At 57.6% G+C, this 17807-nt stretch carries 21 protein-coding genes; 18 read left to right on the plus strand and 3 right to left on the minus strand.

Annotation, left to right across the window (positions count from 1 at the left end):
- Positions 1–37 precede the first annotated feature (37 nt).
- From acpP to A1WC_RS16530, 16 genes are all read left to right on the plus strand, one after another.
- Positions 38–274, plus strand: a complete 237-nt coding sequence (acpP, locus tag A1WC_RS16605; RefSeq protein WP_000103754.1) for an acyl carrier protein — start codon at positions 38–40, stop codon at positions 272–274.
- 89 nt (positions 275–363) lie between these two features.
- Entirely contained in the window at positions 364–1605 is a 1242-nt protein-coding gene (gene fabF / locus A1WC_RS16600) for a beta-ketoacyl-ACP synthase II (RefSeq protein WP_012542241.1), read from the plus strand.
- 125 nt (positions 1606–1730) lie between these two features.
- Positions 1731–2540, plus strand: coding sequence for an aminodeoxychorismate lyase (gene pabC / locus A1WC_RS16595; protein WP_012542240.1), 810 nt, complete (start codon positions 1731–1733; stop codon positions 2538–2540).
- Position 2541: 1 nt separating this feature from the next.
- Entirely contained in the window at positions 2542–3564 is a 1023-nt protein-coding gene (gene yceG / locus A1WC_RS16590) for a cell division protein YceG (RefSeq protein WP_016160617.1), read from the plus strand.
- Complete coding sequence (gene tmk, locus A1WC_RS16585; protein ID WP_016160618.1) at positions 3554–4195, plus strand: dTMP kinase; 642 nt, start codon at positions 3554–3556, stop codon at positions 4193–4195. Before yceG ends, tmk begins: the two co-directional genes overlap by 11 nt.
- A complete protein-coding gene (gene holB / locus A1WC_RS16580) occupies positions 4192–5196 on the plus strand; it encodes a DNA polymerase III subunit delta' (protein WP_012968571.1) in 1005 nt (334 codons plus the stop codon). Before tmk ends, holB begins: the two co-directional genes overlap by 4 nt.
- Before the next feature lie 10 nt (positions 5197–5206).
- Positions 5207–6001 carry a metal-dependent hydrolase gene (locus A1WC_RS16575; protein ID WP_008805992.1) on the plus strand — a complete coding sequence of 265 codons (795 nt, stop codon included), beginning with the start codon at positions 5207–5209 and terminating at the stop codon, positions 5999–6001.
- A gap of 296 nt (positions 6002–6297) precedes the next feature.
- Positions 6298–7731, plus strand: coding sequence for a PTS glucose transporter subunit IIBC (gene ptsG / locus A1WC_RS16570; RefSeq protein ID WP_008805993.1), 1434 nt, complete (start codon positions 6298–6300; stop codon positions 7729–7731).
- A gap of 261 nt (positions 7732–7992) precedes the next feature.
- Positions 7993–8349: a purine nucleoside phosphoramidase gene (gene hinT, locus A1WC_RS16565; RefSeq protein ID WP_004204571.1), complete on the plus strand. Its 357-nt coding sequence runs from the start codon at positions 7993–7995 to the stop codon at positions 8347–8349.
- A 4-nt stretch (positions 8350–8353) separates the two neighbouring features.
- Positions 8354–8728 (plus strand): YcfL family protein, encoded by a 375-nt coding sequence (locus A1WC_RS16560; protein WP_002900683.1) that lies wholly within the window; start codon positions 8354–8356, stop codon positions 8726–8728.
- A gap of 21 nt (positions 8729–8749) precedes the next feature.
- Complete coding sequence (gene lpoB / locus A1WC_RS16555; protein ID WP_162493324.1) at positions 8750–9388, plus strand: penicillin-binding protein activator LpoB; 639 nt, start codon at positions 8750–8752, stop codon at positions 9386–9388.
- A complete protein-coding gene (gene thiK, locus A1WC_RS16550) occupies positions 9369–10196 on the plus strand; it encodes a thiamine kinase (RefSeq protein ID WP_016160619.1) in 828 nt (275 codons plus the stop codon). The genes lpoB and thiK overlap by 20 nt, the downstream gene beginning before the upstream one ends.
- Positions 10197–10219: 23 nt before the next feature.
- Positions 10220–11230 (plus strand): beta-N-acetylhexosaminidase, encoded by a 1011-nt coding sequence (gene nagZ / locus A1WC_RS16545; protein WP_162494430.1) that lies wholly within the window; start codon positions 10220–10222, stop codon positions 11228–11230.
- 35 nt (positions 11231–11265) lie between these two features.
- On the plus strand, positions 11266–11808 hold the full coding sequence (gene ycfP, locus A1WC_RS16540) for an alpha/beta hydrolase YcfP (protein ID WP_002900775.1): 543 nt from the start codon (positions 11266–11268) through the stop codon (positions 11806–11808).
- Positions 11809–12052: 244 nt separating this feature from the next.
- Positions 12053–13357 (plus strand): NAD(P)/FAD-dependent oxidoreductase, encoded by a 1305-nt coding sequence (locus tag A1WC_RS16535; RefSeq protein WP_008805997.1) that lies wholly within the window; start codon positions 12053–12055, stop codon positions 13355–13357.
- A 192-nt stretch (positions 13358–13549) separates the two neighbouring features.
- Complete coding sequence (locus A1WC_RS16530) at positions 13550–14089, plus strand: glycine zipper 2TM domain-containing protein (protein ID WP_008805999.1); 540 nt, start codon at positions 13550–13552, stop codon at positions 14087–14089.
- A gap of 57 nt (positions 14090–14146) precedes the next feature.
- Here the strand turns inward: A1WC_RS16530 and A1WC_RS16525 are convergent, their stop codons facing one another.
- On the minus strand, positions 14147–16336 hold the full coding sequence (locus tag A1WC_RS16525) for a TonB-dependent siderophore receptor (protein ID WP_012968568.1): 2190 nt from the start codon (positions 16334–16336) through the stop codon (positions 14147–14149).
- A gap of 69 nt (positions 16337–16405) precedes the next feature.
- Between A1WC_RS16525 and A1WC_RS27860 the strand changes: the two genes are divergently transcribed.
- The gene (locus tag A1WC_RS27860; RefSeq protein WP_012542233.1) at positions 16406–16528 is read left to right on the plus strand and encodes a hypothetical protein; all 123 of its coding nucleotides are present in this window, start codon (positions 16406–16408) and stop codon (positions 16526–16528) included.
- Positions 16529–16580: 52 nt separating this feature from the next.
- Here A1WC_RS27860 and A1WC_RS16520 read toward each other — a convergent pair whose 3' ends face one another.
- Positions 16581–17216 carry a TetR/AcrR family transcriptional regulator gene (locus A1WC_RS16520; protein ID WP_008806001.1) on the minus strand — a complete coding sequence of 212 codons (636 nt, stop codon included), beginning with the start codon at positions 17214–17216 and terminating at the stop codon, positions 16581–16583.
- Positions 17213–17332, minus strand: a complete 120-nt coding sequence (locus A1WC_RS27865) for a hypothetical protein (protein WP_163613555.1) — start codon at positions 17330–17332, stop codon at positions 17213–17215. The genes A1WC_RS16520 and A1WC_RS27865 overlap by 4 nt, the downstream gene beginning before the upstream one ends.
- A gap of 133 nt (positions 17333–17465) precedes the next feature.
- Between A1WC_RS27865 and bhsA the strand changes: the two genes are divergently transcribed.
- The gene (gene bhsA / locus A1WC_RS16515) at positions 17466–17723 is read left to right on the plus strand and encodes a multiple stress resistance protein BhsA (RefSeq protein WP_012542232.1); all 258 of its coding nucleotides are present in this window, start codon (positions 17466–17468) and stop codon (positions 17721–17723) included.
- Positions 17724–17807: the final 84 nt, after the last annotated feature.

Raw genomic sequence — 17807 nt, forward strand, 5'->3', positions numbered from 1 at the left:
CATCGCGAAAGCGAGTTTTGATAGGAAATTTAAGAGTATGAGCACTATCGAAGAACGCGTTAAGAAAATTATCGGCGAGCAGCTGGGCGTTAAGCAGGAAGAAGTTACCAACAATGCTTCCTTCGTTGAAGACCTGGGCGCTGATTCTCTTGACACCGTTGAGCTGGTAATGGCTCTGGAAGAAGAGTTTGATACTGAGATTCCGGACGAAGAAGCTGAGAAAATCACCACCGTTCAGGCTGCCATTGATTACATCAACGGCCACCAGGCGTAAGTGAACATCTCCAGGCGGTCATTCGACCGCCTGAGTTTTATCTTTTTATTGTCCCACAAGAATCTATTTTCCCTCCCTGGAGGACAAACGTGTCTAAGCGTCGTGTAGTTGTGACCGGACTGGGCATGTTGTCTCCTGTCGGCAATACCGTAGAGTCTACCTGGAAAGCTCTCCTTGCCGGTCAGAGTGGCATCAGCCTGATCGACCATTTCGATACTAGCGCCTATGCAACGAAATTTGCTGGCTTAGTAAAGGATTTTAACTGTGATGACATTATCTCGCGCAAAGAACAGCGCAAGATGGATGCCTTCATTCAATATGGAATTGTCGCTGGCGTTCAGGCCATGCAGGATTCTGGCCTTGAAGTGACGGAAGAGAATGCAACCCGTATTGGCGCCGCTATCGGCTCCGGTATTGGCGGTCTCGGCTTGATCGAAGAAAACCACAGTTCGCTGGTTAACGGCGGACCGCGTAAGATCAGCCCATTCTTCGTTCCTTCCACAATTGTTAACATGGTGGCCGGGCATCTGACCATCATGTTTGGTCTGCGTGGGCCAAGTATCTCTATCGCGACCGCGTGTACTTCAGGCGTGCACAACATCGGCCAGGCCGCGCGCATCATCGCCTATGGCGATGCCGATGCGATGGTGGCAGGCGGTGCGGAAAAAGCCAGTACCCCGCTTGGCGTGGGCGGCTTCGGCGCGGCGCGTGCGCTCTCCACGCGCAATGACAACCCGCAGGCGGCAAGCCGTCCGTGGGATAAAGATCGCGACGGCTTCGTGCTGGGCGACGGTGCGGGTATGGTGGTGCTGGAAGAGTACGAGCATGCTAAAAAACGCGGTGCCAAAATCTACGCCGAGATCGTTGGCTTCGGCATGAGCAGCGATGCTTACCACATGACGTCACCGCCGGAAGATGGTGCGGGCGCCGCGCTGGCGATGGTGAATGCCATTCGCGATGCGGGTATCGAACCGGGCCAGATTGGCTACGTCAACGCCCACGGCACCTCGACGCCGGCGGGCGATAAAGCAGAAGCGCAGGCCGTTAAGTCAGTCTTCGGTGATGCGGCGAGCCGCGTCATGGTGAGCTCCACCAAATCCATGACCGGGCACCTGCTGGGCGCGGCAGGGGCCGTAGAGTCGATCTACTCTATCCTGGCGCTGCGCGACCAGGCGGTTCCGCCGACGATCAACCTCGACAACCCGGATGAGGGCTGCGACCTCGATTTCGTGCCACACGAAGCGCGTCAGGTTTCCGGTATGGAGTACACCCTGTGCAACTCCTTCGGTTTTGGCGGCACTAACGGTTCGCTGATCTTCAAAAAAGTGTGACAGGGCTTGCCCCGGTACTGCTTTAACAAAAGGCCCGTTCGTCGGGCCTTTTTTATTCGGCTTTCTCCGCTTGTCCTCTGCTCCGTGTCCTGAGACACTCACCGACCAGTGAAAAGGAGTCCTTTATGTTCTTGATAAATGGCGTTGAACAGGACACGCTGGCGGCGAACGATCGCGCCGCCCAGTTTGGCGACGGCTGTTTTACCACCGCCCGCATCCAGCAGGGGCAGGTTGCGCTACTGGACGCCCATCTGCAGCGTTTGCAGACAACCTGTGAAAAATTACAAATACCATTTCACGACTGGCTGACGCTGAGCGAAGAGATGCAGCGTCTGGCGCGGCCGCACGCGCAGGGCGTGTTGAAGGTGATCCTCACCCGCGGCGTTGGGGGAAGGGGATACAGTACGGCGGGCTGCGTGTCGCCCACCCGCATTCTCAGTGTCTCTCCATTCCCGGCGCATTATGCGCGCTGGCGGGAGGAGGGCATTACCCTGACCCAGAGCCCGGTGCCCCTGGGGCGCAACCCATGGCTTGCCGGACTGAAGCATCTTAATCGCCTTGAGCAGGTACTGATCCGCTCTCATCTTGAGCAGACGGACGCCGATGAGGCGCTGGTCCTTGACAGTGACGGGTGGCTTACGGAATGCTGTGCCGCGAATTTATTCTGGCGTCAGGGACGGGATGTATTTACTCCGCGGCTCGATTACGCCGGGGTCAACGGCATTATGCGGCAGCGCTGTATCGCACAGCTGGCACCATCGGCGTTTCGCGTTGTCGAAGTGACAGCGCGTCCTGAGGTATTGCGTGAAGCCGATGAAGTGCTGATCTGCAATGCGCTGATGCCGCTGGTGCCGGTTCGTCGCTGGGAGGAGACCGTCTGGTCCTCGCGCGAGCTTTACCATTTTTTAGCCCCTTTGTGTGAGCTGTCTGGTTAGTATGAAGAAAATGTTACGTTTTATTCTGCTGTTAGTGGTGGTGCTGGGCATCGCCGCGGCGGCAGGCATGTGGAAAGTACGCCAGCTGGCGGACAGCAAGCTGCTGATTAAAGAAGAGACCATCTTCACCCTGGAGCCCGGTACCGGCCGTCTGGCGCTGGGCCAGGATCTTTATCGCGAGAAGGTGATCAACCGCCCGCGCGTTTTCCAGTGGCTGCTGCGGGTGGAACCTGAGCTGTCTCACTTCAAAGCCGGGACCTATCGCTTCACGCCGCAGATGACGGTGCGCGAGATGCTGCAGCTGCTGGCCAGCGGTAAAGAGGCGCAGTTTCCGCTGCGCTTTGTCGAAGGTATGCGCGTCAGCGACTACCTGCGCCAGCTGCGCGATGCCCCGTACGTGAAGCACACTCTCGAGGATGATAGCTACGCGACGGTGGCTAAGGCGTTAGGTCTTGAGCATGCCGACTGGGTGGAGGGCTGGTTCTGGCCGGATACCTGGATGTACACCGCCAATACCAGCGATATCGCCATCCTCAAGCGCGCGCATCAGAAAATGGTCGCCGAAGTGGCGAAGATCTGGGAAGGACGGATGGACAATCTGCCCTATGCCGACCAGAACCAGCTGTTGACCATGGCCTCGATTATTGAGAAAGAGACCGCGGTGGCGGAAGAGCGCGACCGCGTCGCGTCGGTATTTATCAATCGCCTGCGCATCGGTATGCGCTTACAGACCGATCCGACCGTGATCTACGGGATGGGCGAGGGGTATACTGGTAAGTTAACGCGTAAGGATCTCGAGACGCCGACCGCATACAATACCTATACCATCAGCGGCCTGCCGCCTGGTCCTATCGCAGTGCCGGGCGAGGCGTCGCTGAAGGCGGCCGCCCATCCGGCGAAAACGTCATACCTCTATTTTGTCGCCGACGGGAAAGGGGGCCATACGTTTACCACAAACCTGGTCAGTCATAACCGTGCGGTGCAGGACTATCTGAAAGTACTTAAGGAAAAAAATGCGCAGTAACTATATCGTCATCGAGGGGCTGGAGGGCGCCGGGAAGACCACCGCACGTCAGCTGGTGGTGGAGACGCTGCAGTCGGCAGGTATTCACGATATGGTGTTTACCCGTGAGCCGGGGGGCACTGTCCTTGCCGAAAAACTGCGTAGCCTGGTGCTGGATATCCAGTCCACGGGTGATGAGGTCATTAATGATAAAGCGGAAGTGCTGATGTTTTACGCGGCACGCGTCCAGCTGGTGGAGACCGTGATTAAGCCCGCGCTGGCCCGCGGCCAGTGGGTGATCGGCGATCGTCACGATCTGTCGACTCAGGCTTATCAGGGCGGCGGCCGGGGAATCGACCGTACGATGCTGGCGATGCTGCGCGACGCGGTACTCGGCGATTTCCGCCCCAATCTGACGCTGTACCTCGACGTCACGCCGGAAGTGGGGCTGCAGCGCGCCCGGGCCCGCGGAGAGCTTGATCGCATTGAGCAGGAGTCCATGAACTTCTTCAATCGCACCCGCGCGCGCTACCTTGAGCTGGCCGCTGCAGACCCGTCGATCCGCACGGTTGACGCGACCCAGCCGCTCGACGCCGTCGCTCGCGACATTCGCGCCACGATCGCCCAGTGGATGGCGGAGCAACCGGCATGAAATGGTATCCGTGGCTGCGCCCGTCGTTCGAGCAACTGGTCGGAAGCTATCAGGCCGGACGAGGCCACCACGCCTTGCTGTTACAGTCTCTGAGCGGGATGGGCGGTGAGGCGTTGATTTACGCGCTGTGCCGCTTCCTGATGTGCCGCCAGCCCGAAGGACATAAAAGCTGCGGCCGCTGCCATAGTTGCCAGCTGATGCAGGCCGGCACACATCCCGATTACTATCCGCTGATCCCCGAAAAGGGCAAGAGTGCGCTGGGCATTGATGCGGTGCGCGATGTCAATGAAAAGCTCTATGAGCGCGCGCGCCTCGGTGGGGCGAAAGTGGTGTGGATTAGCGATGCCGCTTTGCTGACCGATGCCGCCGCCAACGCGTTGCTGAAAACGCTGGAGGAGCCGCCGGAGAATACCTGGTTCTTCCTCGCCTGCCAGGAGCCGGCGCGTCTGCTGACGACTCTGCGCAGCCGTTGTCGCCTGCACCACCTGGCGCCGCCGTCGGAGTCTTATGCCCTGGCCTGGCTGGAGCGAGAGGTGAACCTGCCGCAGGAGTCACTGTTGACCGCGTTGCGTCTGTGCGCCAGCGCGCCGGCCGCGGCGCTCGAACTATTACAGGAACCGCAGTGGACGGCGCGGCAGCAGCTGTGTCAGGCCCTGGCGGCCACTCTGGCGAGCGGTGACTGGCTGGCGTTGCTGCCGATACTCAATCATGAACAGGCGGCGGTTCGCCTGCACTGGCTGGCATCGCTGCTGGTCGATGCGCAAAAACGACAGCAGGGGATTGCCCTGGTGAGTAACCCGGACGTCTGGCCGCTGCTGGAGCAGCTGGCGCACAGCCTGCCCGCCGCCCGGCTGCAGGCGATCGCCCATGACGTCTGTACCTGCCGTGAGCAATTGCTGAACGTCGTCGGCGTCAACCGCGAACTGCTGCTCACCGAGCGCCTGCTGCGCTGGGAACATTACCTGCAACCCGGGACGGTTTTACCCGTATCCCACCTCTGAGTGAGACATTATGTTTTTAGTCGACTCCCACTGCCATCTTGATGGTCTGGATTATCAAACTCTGCACAAAAACGTCGACGACGTGCTGGCAAAAGCGGCCGCGCGCGATGTGAAATTCTGCCTGGCGGTCGCCACGACCTTGCCCGGCTACCGCAGTATGCGTGAGCTGGTGGGGACGCGTGACAACGTCGTCTTCTCCTGCGGCGTGCATCCGTTAAACCAGGACGAAGCCTACGAGGTGGAGACCCTGCGCACGCTGGCGGCGGAAGAGGGCGTTGTGGCGATGGGGGAGACCGGTCTGGATTATTTTTATACCCCGGAAACCAAAGCCCAGCAGCAAACCTCGTTTCGCGACCACATACGCATTGGCCGCGAGCTGAATAAGCCGGTGATCGTCCACACCCGTGACGCGCGCGCCGATACCCTGGCCATTTTACGCGAAGAAAAGGTGACGGATTGCGGTGGCGTACTACACTGTTTCACTGAGGACAGGGAGACAGCGGGTAAATTGCTCGACATGGGGTTCTATATCTCGTTTTCCGGTATCGTCACTTTTCGTAACGCCGAGCAGCTGCGCGATGCGGCGCGCTATGTTCCGCTGGATCGCCTGCTGGTGGAGACCGATTCGCCGTACCTGGCGCCAGTCCCCCATCGCGGCAAAGAGAACCAGCCGGCGCTGGTCCGTGACGTTGCGGAATACATGGCGGTACTGAAAGGCGTGTCGCTGGAGCAACTGGCCCAGCAGACCACCGATAATTTTGCCACTCTGTTCCATATTGACCCCGCCCGCTTACAACCTGCTTGATCTGCTTATTATTTTAAGGCTCGTAATTAATAACCAAAGCGAGTAAAGTTCACCGCCACAAAAGTGGCGGTGAAGGTTTTTTGGCAACATCTGGATACAACTTATGTAAGCTGATGTAAATTTTTACCGGAAGGCTGATTGAAACGTGATAGCCGTCAAACAATCATCCCGTTAATTATTTTACTCTGTGTAATAAATAAAGGGCGCTTAGATGTCCTGTCCACGGCACGGTTCTCCCCCCGGGCCAATGCGTGAAAACGTAAAAAAGTACCAAATACTCAGGAGCACTCTCAATTATGTTTAAGAATGCATTTGCTAACCTGCAGAAGGTCGGTAAATCGCTGATGCTGCCGGTATCCGTACTGCCTATCGCAGGTATCCTGCTGGGCGTCGGTTCCGCAAACTTCAGCTGGCTGCCAGCCGTGGTCTCCCACGTTATGGCAGAAGCAGGCGGTTCAGTTTTCGCCAACATGCCGCTGATCTTCGCTATCGGTGTGGCCCTCGGCTTCACCAATAACGACGGTGTATCCGCACTGGCTGCAGTCGTGGCTTACGGCATCATGGTGAAAACCATGGCGGTGGTTGCGCCGCTGGTGCTGCATTTACCTGCTGAAGAGATTGCGGCAAAACACCTGGCTGATACCGGCGTGCTTGGCGGTATTATCTCCGGTGCTATCGCCGCGTACATGTTCAACCGCTTCTATCGTATCAAGCTGCCAGAATACCTGGGCTTCTTTGCGGGCAAGCGCTTTGTACCGATTATCTCTGGTCTGGCCGCTATCTTCACCGGCGTGATCCTCTCCTTCATTTGGCCGCCGATCGGTTCCGCGATCCAGACCTTCTCCCAGTGGGCTGCTTATCAGAACCCGGTGGTAGCGTTTGGTATCTACGGTTTCATCGAGCGTTGCCTGGTGCCGTTTGGTCTGCACCACATCTGGAACGTTCCTTTCCAGATGCAGATCGGCGAATACACCAACGCGGCTGGTCAGGTGTTCCACGGCGATATCCCGCGCTACATGGCAGGCGACCCGACCGCGGGCAAACTGTCTGGCGGCTTCCTGTTCAAAATGTACGGTCTGCCGGCAGCGGCAATCGCGATTTGGCACTCTGCTAAACCGGAAAACCGCGCCAAAGTGGGCGGTATCATGATCTCCGCCGCGCTGACCTCGTTCCTGACCGGTATCACCGAGCCGATCGAGTTCTCCTTCATGTTCGTGGCGCCGATCCTGTACGTTATCCATGCCATTCTGGCGGGTCTGGCGTTCCCGATCTGTATCCTGCTGGGTATGCGTGACGGTACCTCGTTCTCTCACGGCCTGATCGACTTTATCGTCCTGTCCGGTAACAGCAGCAAGCTGTGGCTGTTCCCGATTGTCGGTATCTGCTATGCGATCGTGTACTACGTCATTTTCCGCGTGCTGATTAAAGCCCTGGATCTGAAAACACCGGGTCGTGAAGATACCACCGAAGAGAGCAAAGCTGGCGCAACCAGCGAGATGGCTCCGGCTCTGATCGCCGCTTTCGGCGGTAAAGAGAACATCACCAACCTCGACGCATGTATTACTCGTCTGCGTGTTAGCGTGGCGGATGTAGCGAAAGTTGACCAGGCTGGCCTGAAAAAACTGGGCGCCGCTGGCGTGGTAGTGGCAGGTTCTGGCGTACAGGCCATCTTCGGTACCAAGTCCGATAACCTGAAAACTGAAATGGATGAGTACATCCGTAACAGTTAAGACGTAGTATCGGGGAGACTAAGGCAGCCTATTGGCTGCCTTTTTTACGTTACGAGGTGAGGTTTTCTGAGGCGATAACCCTGAAGAGTATCCGGCAAATGCTTAATCCCTCAGCAGCTAAGTCTATAGTTGAATAAGAAAAACTGCTTTCAGGTTGAAAGAGAGGGAGGATGTCGCTCATACTCTTATCTGAACCTGTGCGTCCGCGTTTATCTGCAGAAGCAGGCCAGCGTATGGGATAAAACTAATAAGGAATCAGTCATGGCAGAAGAAACGATTTTCAGCAAAATCATTCGCCGGGAGATCCCGTCGGATATTGTCTATCAGGATGAGCTTGTGACCGCTTTTCGCGACATCTCCCCGCAGGCACCCACCCACATTCTGATTGTCCCGAATGTTCTGATTCCTACCGTGAATGACGTCACCACCGAACATGAGCTGGCGCTGGGCCGGATGATGACCGTCGCGGCGAAGATCGCCCGCGATGAAGGTCTTGCCGACGATGGCTACCGTTTGATCGTTAATTGCAACCGCCACGGCGGCCAGGAAGTTTACCATATCCACATGCATCTGCTGGGCGGTCGTCCGCTGGGCCCGATGCTGGCGCATAAAGGCTAACGCCATGCTCAGGACCCTTTTGGGCGCTTGCCTGGCGGCGGGACTGCTGGCCGGGTGTAGTTCACATCCGGAGATCCCGGTTTCTGACCAGCAGGCGCTGGTGATGGAGTCGAGCGTGCTGGCGGCCGGGATCAGCGCCAGCGAGCCTGCCGTGGTGGCGACGGAGATTCAGGCTACCGCCTCCTCAACGCTGTATAACGAGCGCCAGCAGCCGGTCACCGTGCACTATCGTTTTTTCTGGTATGACGCCCGAGGGCTGGAGATGCATCCGCTGGACGCGCCGCGCACCATCGTGGTTCCGGCACGCTCTTCGGTGACATTGTATGGTAGCGCCAATATCCTGGGGGCGCATAAGGCCCGCCTTTATCTTTATCTGTAAGGGGTAATTATAATGATGAAAATGTGTCGCTATGCGTTAATCACAGCACTGGCGATATTCCTCGCAGGCTGTGCGGGGTTACGTGAGCAGCCTGCGCCGGTCGAAGAGGCCAAACCGCAGCCGCAGCAGCCTGCGCAGCCGCAGCCCACGGTGCCGACGGTACCGGCGGTTCCTGCCGTACCGTCGCAGCCGGGGCCCATTGAGCATCAGGATCAGCAGTCTGGTCAGCCGGCGCCGCGCGTGCGTCATTATGACTGGAACGGCGCGGTCCAGCCGCTGGTGGGGCAGATGCTGCAGGCCAGCGGCGTCAATGCGGGCAGTATTCTGCTGGTTGACAGCGTGAACAACCGCACCAATGGTACGCTGAATGCGGGAGAAGCCACTACCGCGCTGCGTAATGCGCTGGCCGGCAACGGTAAGTTTACGCTGGTCTCGGCGCAGCAGCTTGGGGTCGCCAAACAGCAGCTGGGCCTGTCGCCGCAGGACAGCCTCGGCAGCCGCAGCAAAGCCATGGGGATCGCCCGCAACGTGGGCGCGCAGTATGTGCTTTACTCCAATGCCACCGGCAACGTCAACGCGCCTGAACTGAAGATGCAGTTGATGCTGGTGCAAACCGGCGAGATTATCTGGTCAGGTAAAGGTGCTGTTCAGCAACAATAAGCTGACGCGCGATGAGCTCTTGTCGCGCTTCTTCCCCCGCTATCATCCTGTCGCCTCGCTGAGCCAGAATGGCCTCAGCGGCGGCAGTGTGATTATCAGCGACGGCGACCAGCGGCACGTGCTACGTCAGCCGCACGACCCGTCAGCCGCTTCCTGTTATTTCCGCCGTCAGTATCGCGCGCTCCGCCGACTGCCTGCCAGGCTGGCGCCAGCCCCGCTGTTTTACTCACCCTGCTGGATGGTGGTGGAATATTGCGCAGGGGAGGTGAAAAGCGAGTTACCGGCCTGCCCTATGCTGTCAGACTTATTGTATGACGTGCATCAGCAACCGCGATTCGGCTGGCGTGTTACCCTCGCACCGCTGCTGGCCCAGTACTGGCAGACGTGCGATCCGGCACGGCGCACGCCGCGCTGGCTGCGCTGGCATCAGCGGCTGCGCCGCCGGGGCGAGCCCCGTCCTCTGCGGCTGGCGCCGCTGCATATGGACGTCCATGCCGGCAATATTATCCACAGCGAGTCCGGCCTGAGGCTGATCGACTGGGAATATGCCGGCGATGGCGATATCGCGCTGGAGCTGGCCGCGGTGTGGATTTCCCCTCACCAGCGCCGCCAGCTGGTGGCGGCGTATGCCCGGCGGGCGGCCATCGACGCGCAGCAGCTTTGGCGGCAGGTTGTACTTTGGCGCCCGTGGGTATTGCTGCTGATGGCGGGATGGTATGAAATGCGCTGGCAGCAGAGCGGCGATCGGCAATTTATCACGCTGGCAGATGAAATATGGTGTCAGTTAGACAACGAACGTAAAGGATAAGAGAGGTCAGTGTGGGCCCAGTCATGTTGGATGTCGAAGGGTATGAACTGGATGCGGAAGAGCGAGAGATTCTGGCGCATCCGCTGGTGGGAGGGTTGATCCTCTTTACCCGTAATTATCACGATCCGGCGCAGCTGCGGGAGCTGGTGCGCCAGATCCGCGATGCCTCCCGGAACCATCTGGTGGTGGCGGTCGATCAGGAAGGGGGGCGCGTTCAGCGTTTCCGCGAAGGCTTTACCCGTTTACCGGCGGCCCAGTCTTTCGCCGCGCTGCTGGGGATGGAAGAGGGGGGCAAACTGGCCGCCGAGGCCGGCTGGCTGATGGCCAGCGAAATGATCGCCATGGATATTGATATCAGCTTTGCGCCTGTGCTGGACGTCGGCCATATCAGCGCCGCGATCGGCGAACGTTCTTATCATGAAGATCCGCAGAAAGCGCTGACGATGGCGCGTCACTTTATTGACGGGATGCACGCCGCGGGTATGAAAACCACCGGTAAACACTTCCCGGGGCACGGGGCGGTGACTGCCGATTCGCACAAAGAGACCCCGTTCGATCCGCGGCCGGCATCGGTGATTCGCGACCACGATATGGCGGTATTCAAAAGCCTCATCGCCGAACAGCGTCTGGATGCCATCATGCCCGCGCATGTGATTTACCCGGAGCTCGACCCGCGTCCGGCCAGCGGCTCAGCGTACTGGTTAAAAACGGTGCTGCGCGGCGAGCTGGGCTTCGACGGGGTGATTTTCTCCGACGATCTGTCGATGGAAGGGGCGGCGATCATGGGCAGCTATGCCGAACGCGGTCAGGCGTCGCTTGACGCCGGTTGCGATATGATACTGGTCTGCAATAATCGTAAAGGCGCGGTCAGTGTGCTGGATAACCTGTCGCCGATCAAAGCAGAGCGTGTTACGAAATTGTATCATAAAGGTTCCTTTTCCCGTCAGGAGTTAAGGGATTCAGCCCGTTGGAAAACGGTGAGTGCCCAGCTGGAGCAGCTTCATGCGCGCTGGCAAGAGGCGAAGTCCGCGTAACGCTCTGCGGGGCGTTGTTGTCTGGTGAGGATGCGATGATTATCTATTTACACGGTTTTGACTCGAACAGCCCCGGTAACCATGAGAAGGTGATGCAGCTGCAGTTTATCGACCCGGACGTGCGGTTGATTAGCTACAGCACGCGCCACCCCAAGCACGACATGCAGCATCTGCTGAAAGAGGTCGATAAAATGCTGCAGCTTACCGCCGATGACCGGCCGCTGATCTGCGGCGTCGGCCTTGGCGGCTACTGGGCGGAGCGGATTGGTTTTCTGTGCGATATCCGCCAGGCGGTGTTCAATCCAAACCTGTTTCCGCATGAGAACATGGAAGGCAAAATCGACCGCCCGGAAGAGTATGCTGACATCGCCACCAAGTGTGTAACCAACTTCCGTGAGAAGAATCGCGATCGCTGTCTGGTGGTGCTTTCCCGGCAGGACGAAGCGCTGGACAGCCAGCGTTCCGCCGATCTTCTGCACCACTATTATGAAATTATCTGGGATGAAGAGCAGACCCATAAATTTAAAAACATCTCGCCGCACCTGCAGCGGCTGAAAGCGTTTAAAACCCTCGGTTAAGCCTTTTCCCCTGTCGCCAAACCCGCGCCGTGTTCACCGCGCGGGTTTTTTTATGCCTACACTTATTGGTTTCGCTGAAAAAATACGCGACAAAACTTGATGCATATCAATTTTGGTATGACCAATGCACCGTTCATGGTATTCTCGACGGTGCTGAATGGTTTCATTGACGTAACTTGTTGTTAAATAAAGGCTATTATCATAACTTTTATTTAACAATTGGTTAATAATTTTAGGGGTACACATGACTACGCCATTGAAAAAAATCGTAATTGTGGGTGGCGGCGCTGGCGGACTGGAACTGGCAACTCAGCTGGGGAAAAAGTTAGGGCGCCATAAAAAAGCGAAAATCACCCTGGTGGACCGTAACCACAGCCATCTGTGGAAGCCGCTGCTGCATGAAGTGGCGACCGGTTCTCTGGATGAAGGTGTCGATGCGCTGAGCTATCTGGCCCATGCCCGCAACCACGGTTTCCAGTTCCAGCTGGGCTCGGTGGTGGATATCAACCGCGAAGGGAAGACCATCACCCTCGGCGAGCTGCGTAATGAAAAAGGCGAGCTGCTGGTGGCTGAGCGTAAACTGCCGTACGACACGCTGGTGATGGCGTTGGGCAGTACCTCGAATGACTTCAACACCCCTGGCGTGAAAGAGAACTGCATTTTCCTCGACAACCCGCATCAGGCGCGTCGTTTCCATCAGGAAATGCTCAACCTGTTCCTCAAATACTCCGCCAACCTGGGTGCCAACGGTAAAGTGAACATCGCCATTGTCGGCGGCGGCGCCACCGGCGTGGAACTCTCCGCTGAACTGCATAATGCGGTGAAACAGCTGCACAGCTACGGCTACAAAGGGCTGACTAACGAAGCGCTGAACGTCACGCTGGTCGAGGCGGGCGAGCGTATTCTGCCCGCACTGCCGCCGCGCATTTCCGGGGCGGCGCATAATGAGCTGACCAAGCTGGGCGTACGGGTGCTGACGCAGACCATGGTCACCAGCGCGGATGCAGGCGGTCTGCACACCAAAGATGGCGAATATATTGAAGCGGATCTGATGGTCTGGGCGGCCGGGATCAAAGCGCCAGATTTCATGAAAGAGATCGGCGGCCTCGAAACCAACCGTATCAATCAGCTGGTGGTCGAGCCGACGCTGCAGACCACCCGCGATGCGGATATTTTCGCCATCGGCGACTGCGCCTCCTGTGCGCGTCCGGAAGGCGGCTTTGTCCCTCCGCGGGCCCAGGCGGCGCACCAGATGGCTACCTGCGCGCTGAACAACATCCTGGCGCAGATGAAAGGCAAACCGCTGAAGGCGTATACCTATAAAGACCATGGCTCGCTGGTGTCGCTGTCCAATTACTCCACCGTCGGCAGCCTGATGGGTAACCTGATGCGCGGCTCGATGATGGTGGAAGGGCGTATTGCGCGCTTCGTGTACATCTCCCTGTACCGTATGCACCAGATCGCCCTGCACGGCTATTTCAAAACCGGCCTGATGATGCTGGTCGGGCGCATCAACCGCATCATTCGCCCGCGTCTTAAGCTGCACTAATACGCTGTCTTTACCCGGAGCCGCCCTGACGGCGCTCCGGGCTCTTCTGCTGAAACCGCGGCGATCCCGCTCGGAATCCTCTGAATCCCCTTGATTTGCTGCGAATTCTCGCACTTTTCATCCGCTATCTGATTTGCGCCCTCCCGGCTCCGGTTGCAAAATTGTATCAACAGCAACAAAGGAGGATCTCCCGTGAATAAATCTATGTTGGCGGGTATAGGGATAGGCGTGGCTGCCGCGCTGGGCGTTGCAGCTGTCGCTGGTCTCAACGTGTTAGATCGCGGCCCGCAGTATGCGCAAGTGGTCTCCAGTACACCGATTAAAGAAACCGTGAAAACGCCGCGTCAGGAATGCCGCAATGTCACGGTGACCCATCGTCGTCCGGTCCAGGATGAAAACCGTATCGCCGGTTCGGTACTCGGCGCGGTGGCCGGTGGGGTGATTGGCCACCAGTTTGGCGGCGGTCGCGGACGTAGTGTAGCGACGGTGGTGGGTGCGCTGGGCGGCGGCTATGCCGGCAACCAGCTGCAGGGGGCGATGCAGGACAACGATACCTACACTACCACCCAGCAGCGTTGTAAAACGGTGTATGACAAATCCGATAAAATGCTGGGCTACGATGTGACCTATAAAATAGGCGATCAGCAGGGGAAAATCCGTATGGATCACAATCCTGGCAGCCAGATCCCGCTGGACAACAACGGCCAGCTGGTCCTGAACAACAAAATCTAAAAACAGATTTGTGTAGTGATTAGCCCCTCAATCGCTCAGGCTGAGGGGCTTTTTTTATCAGAAGGTTAACGCGTAATTCAGACCGAAGGTACGGCCACGGCCTTTGTATTCGTACAGAGATGAACTGCCGTAGGTCGGGCTGTAGAGCAGCGGCGCCCGCTGGCCCCAGATGGTGACATAGTCTTCGTTAAGCAGGTTTTCGATACTGAAGGTCAGTTTCCCCACCGGCAGCGCGTAACTGCCAATAAAATCAACGGTGTTATAGCCTTCCAGCTTGTTACCGGCGGCGTCGCTGAGGTCAAACACCTGCTGGCTCTGCACGCGCAGGCTCCACGGATCCGGCGCCCAACCCACCCAGGCGGTGGCTTTGGACGGTGAGGCGAGGGTGACATCCCATTTTTGCCAGCGGCCGTCGGTCTGCACCTGTGATTTCAGCACGTTGAAGTTACCGCCGACGCTCCAGTCGCTGTCCGGAATAAAGAAATCGACCGCTCCCTCAACGCCGTAAATACGCCGTTTGTCGGACTGAACGTCGATGGTCATGTCGGTGCGGTTGACGACGATGGTCTTATCCGAAGTCGAGTAATACGCCGCCAGCTGGGTGCGCAGGTTATCGCCGGTGTAGCGCCAGCCCAGCTCATACGAGTTAACTTTGATCCCCTGCAGCGGCGAGTCATCGACATTGACGCTGGAGATCAGCGGCAGATGGCCATTGACCGCCGCGCCGTATTTACCGATGCCGTAGTATTTACCGGGGTCCGGCAGCTCGACGCCCTGCGAGAAGTTAAACCAGGTCTGCTGACGCTCGGTCAGATGCGCCACGATCCCGGCGTTAAACAGGAAGTTATCGTAATCGGTTTTGCCGCCTTTGATGGCGTCGGCGGAGCGCGCTTTGCCGTTGGCGATATCCTGTTGCTGGGCGTAGCCGACAAAGTCGTCAACCCGGTTTTCGGTCCACTGGTAGCGTACCCCACCGCTGACGGTAAAGATCTCGTTCAGATCGTAGCTGGACTGCAGGAACGGCGCGACGTTGGAGATGCTGTATCCCGGATAGCGGCCGGTGGTGTAGATCGATTCGTTATGCAGCCCGCCGGACGCCAGCGATTGCTGCAGATCGAAGAACATCTGGTTGGCATTGAAGGTCTCATGATCGGCGTCGAGACCCCAGGTAAGATCCCATCCCGCCAGCGGCTGGCTGTTGAGGGTCAGCTTTGCGCCATACTGATCGGTATCCTGCTGCGACGAGGAGAAGCTACTGACCTGGCCTTTCGTAAGCGTCGGGAACGGATAGAAGGTGAGGGACTCATCGCGATAGTACACCTGGCTCACCAGATTCTGGCCGAAGAAGTCAGCATCGGAGTACTGGAGGCTGATCAGGTGGCGCTCAGTGCCGGGGATACGGTCGGAATTGAGCCCGTCGGTGGTGTACGCTTTGCCGCCGCTGGTGACCGCGGACATGTTCTTCCCGAGCCACAGGCCGTAGTCATCATCGCCCTGGCTTTTATAATACTGGGTGACAAGCTGCAACTGGCGATTGTCATCGATCTCAATCGTCCCCGTCCCCATCACGTCGAGGCGGTCAGAGTGCTGGAGCCCCGTTTGGGTGTTATCGAGGATCAGCGCATCGTTATTGCCATCGTACCAGCCGCCGAAACGCTGATAGGCTACCGATAAGCGCCCGGATGCATGGTCTGTCCCGCCGCTGACGGCCGCCGCGATGCGCTCATCGTGATCGTTACTGTTCGCAAACCCGCTCTTGCTGCCCACCTCGAGATCGACCTGGCGATCCTGCTGCCCTTTCTTGGTGACGATGTTGATAAGCCCGCCGGTACTGCCTCCGCCGTACAGCGAGGTCGCCCCGGAGATCACTTCGATATGTTCGATGTTAAAGGGGTCGATGGCGTCGAGCTGGCGACTGTCGGTGCGTGAGGAATTGAGCCGGACGCCGTCGATCAGCACGACGATGGCGCGCCCGCGCATGTTCATCCCGTAATTGGTGCGCCCCTGGCTGCTGACATCGATGCCCGGGATCAGCTGCGCCAGCACGTCTTTGAACTCTTTCCCGCCCTGGACCTGCTGCTCAATCTCCTGGCCCTCAATGACCCAGGTGGTTTGGGCCATTTCGGCCACGGTGCGATGGGTGCGGTTTGCACTAACGATGATGCTGTCTTCATCAGACTGAGCCGCCAGCGCAGGCAGCGAGCTGACCAGCAGCAGGGGGTGGAGCACCCAGAGGCGCTTTTTCATATCCATTCCTTTTATGAGCAAGTTGCTTTGTCGTTGTTATAGGCCGACGCCGGGTCGGCATTAGTTACAATGCGAAACATCTGGAAAAACTCAAAAAAGGATTTTGCACATAATGAATATCGCAATCAATATCATTTGCGTTTATCTTGCACGAGAAAAGGTAATAAAAATCAATCTATTTTGTGGGGATAAAGCCAACAGGAGAGTGGATCCGGCGGCAGAATACCGCCGGAGGCAGGGCACATCAGGACTCGAGGATCTGCGGCCAGAGACGGAGAGTGGTGTCGGTGATTTGCATCAGCTTGTCGAAATCCGCGCCTTCCCGCGCGCTAATCGACATCCCCTGCAGGACACAGTTGAGAAACTGCGCCAGCGGCGCGACGTCGCGGCCCGCGGGGAGTTCGCCCTGCGCTTGCCGCTGCTGCAGAAACTGAGTGAGCGCCTGCTCCTGCATCGCATGGCGGGATTTGATGGTATTGGCGATATCCGTCGAGGAGGCGGCCAGCGCGGCGGAGGTATTGATAATAAAGCAGCCGGCCGGCGTCTCTTTGCTGGTAAAGCAGGTGGCGACCGCCGTGAAGTAGTCGCGCAACGCCTGATCGACGGATTTCCCTTCGGCCAACAGCACGGCTTCGTGCTTCGCGGCAAAGCGCGAAATGTAACGATCCAACACTGCGCGGAACAGGCCTTCTTTATTCACAAATTCCGCATACAGGGTGGGGGCTTTTGCTCCTGTCGCCTCGACCAGATCGGCGAGCGAGGTCGCCTCATAGCCGTGCTGCCAGAAGAGTGTCATGGCTTTGTCCAGCGCCGCATCCCTGTCGAACACCTTCGGTCGGCCACGGCTTTTTTTGGCGCAACTTTGAACGTCAGTTGTCATGGTGCCGTTGTACCTATGTTGGTTTGGTGAAAGGCCATTATAAAAATAAACGATCGCCGGGGCCAGTGCTGTTGGTTTAAAAATAAATAAATCATATGCGTATGAAATTTAAGCATTTTATAAATAGTTAAACGATCGTTATAAAAATGCGTTGACGTGTGATGTAGATCACATTACTATTTACCTATCGATCGTTAAATTAATACTTACGACCCTACTAAAAAATTCATCTGCACAGGTATAATAATCATGAAAACCGTTAATACTCTGGCTATTGCCGCCGTTCTTAGCTCACTCTCTTTCGCCAGCTTTGCCGCTGTTGAGGTGCAGTCCACCCCAGCGGGTCAGCATAAAGTAGGCACCATCTCTGCTTCTGCCGGGACTAACCTGGGCTCGCTGGAAGATCAGCTGGCGCAGAAAGCGGATGAGATGGGCGCCACCTCATTCCGTATTACTTCGGTAACCGGTCCGAATACCCTTCACGGCACCGCTGTTATCTACAAGTAAGCCCGATGCGTCGTTGGCCGGCCCCCTTCACCGGACAGCGATGAGTAAGACCCTGTTGTACCCCTGTTTGACCCTTGCCAACAA

Origin of the sequence: Klebsiella sp. KTE92 (assembly GCF_000398905.1) — a bacterium.
Classification (GTDB): domain Bacteria; phylum Pseudomonadota; class Gammaproteobacteria; order Enterobacterales; family Enterobacteriaceae; genus Klebsiella; species Klebsiella variicola.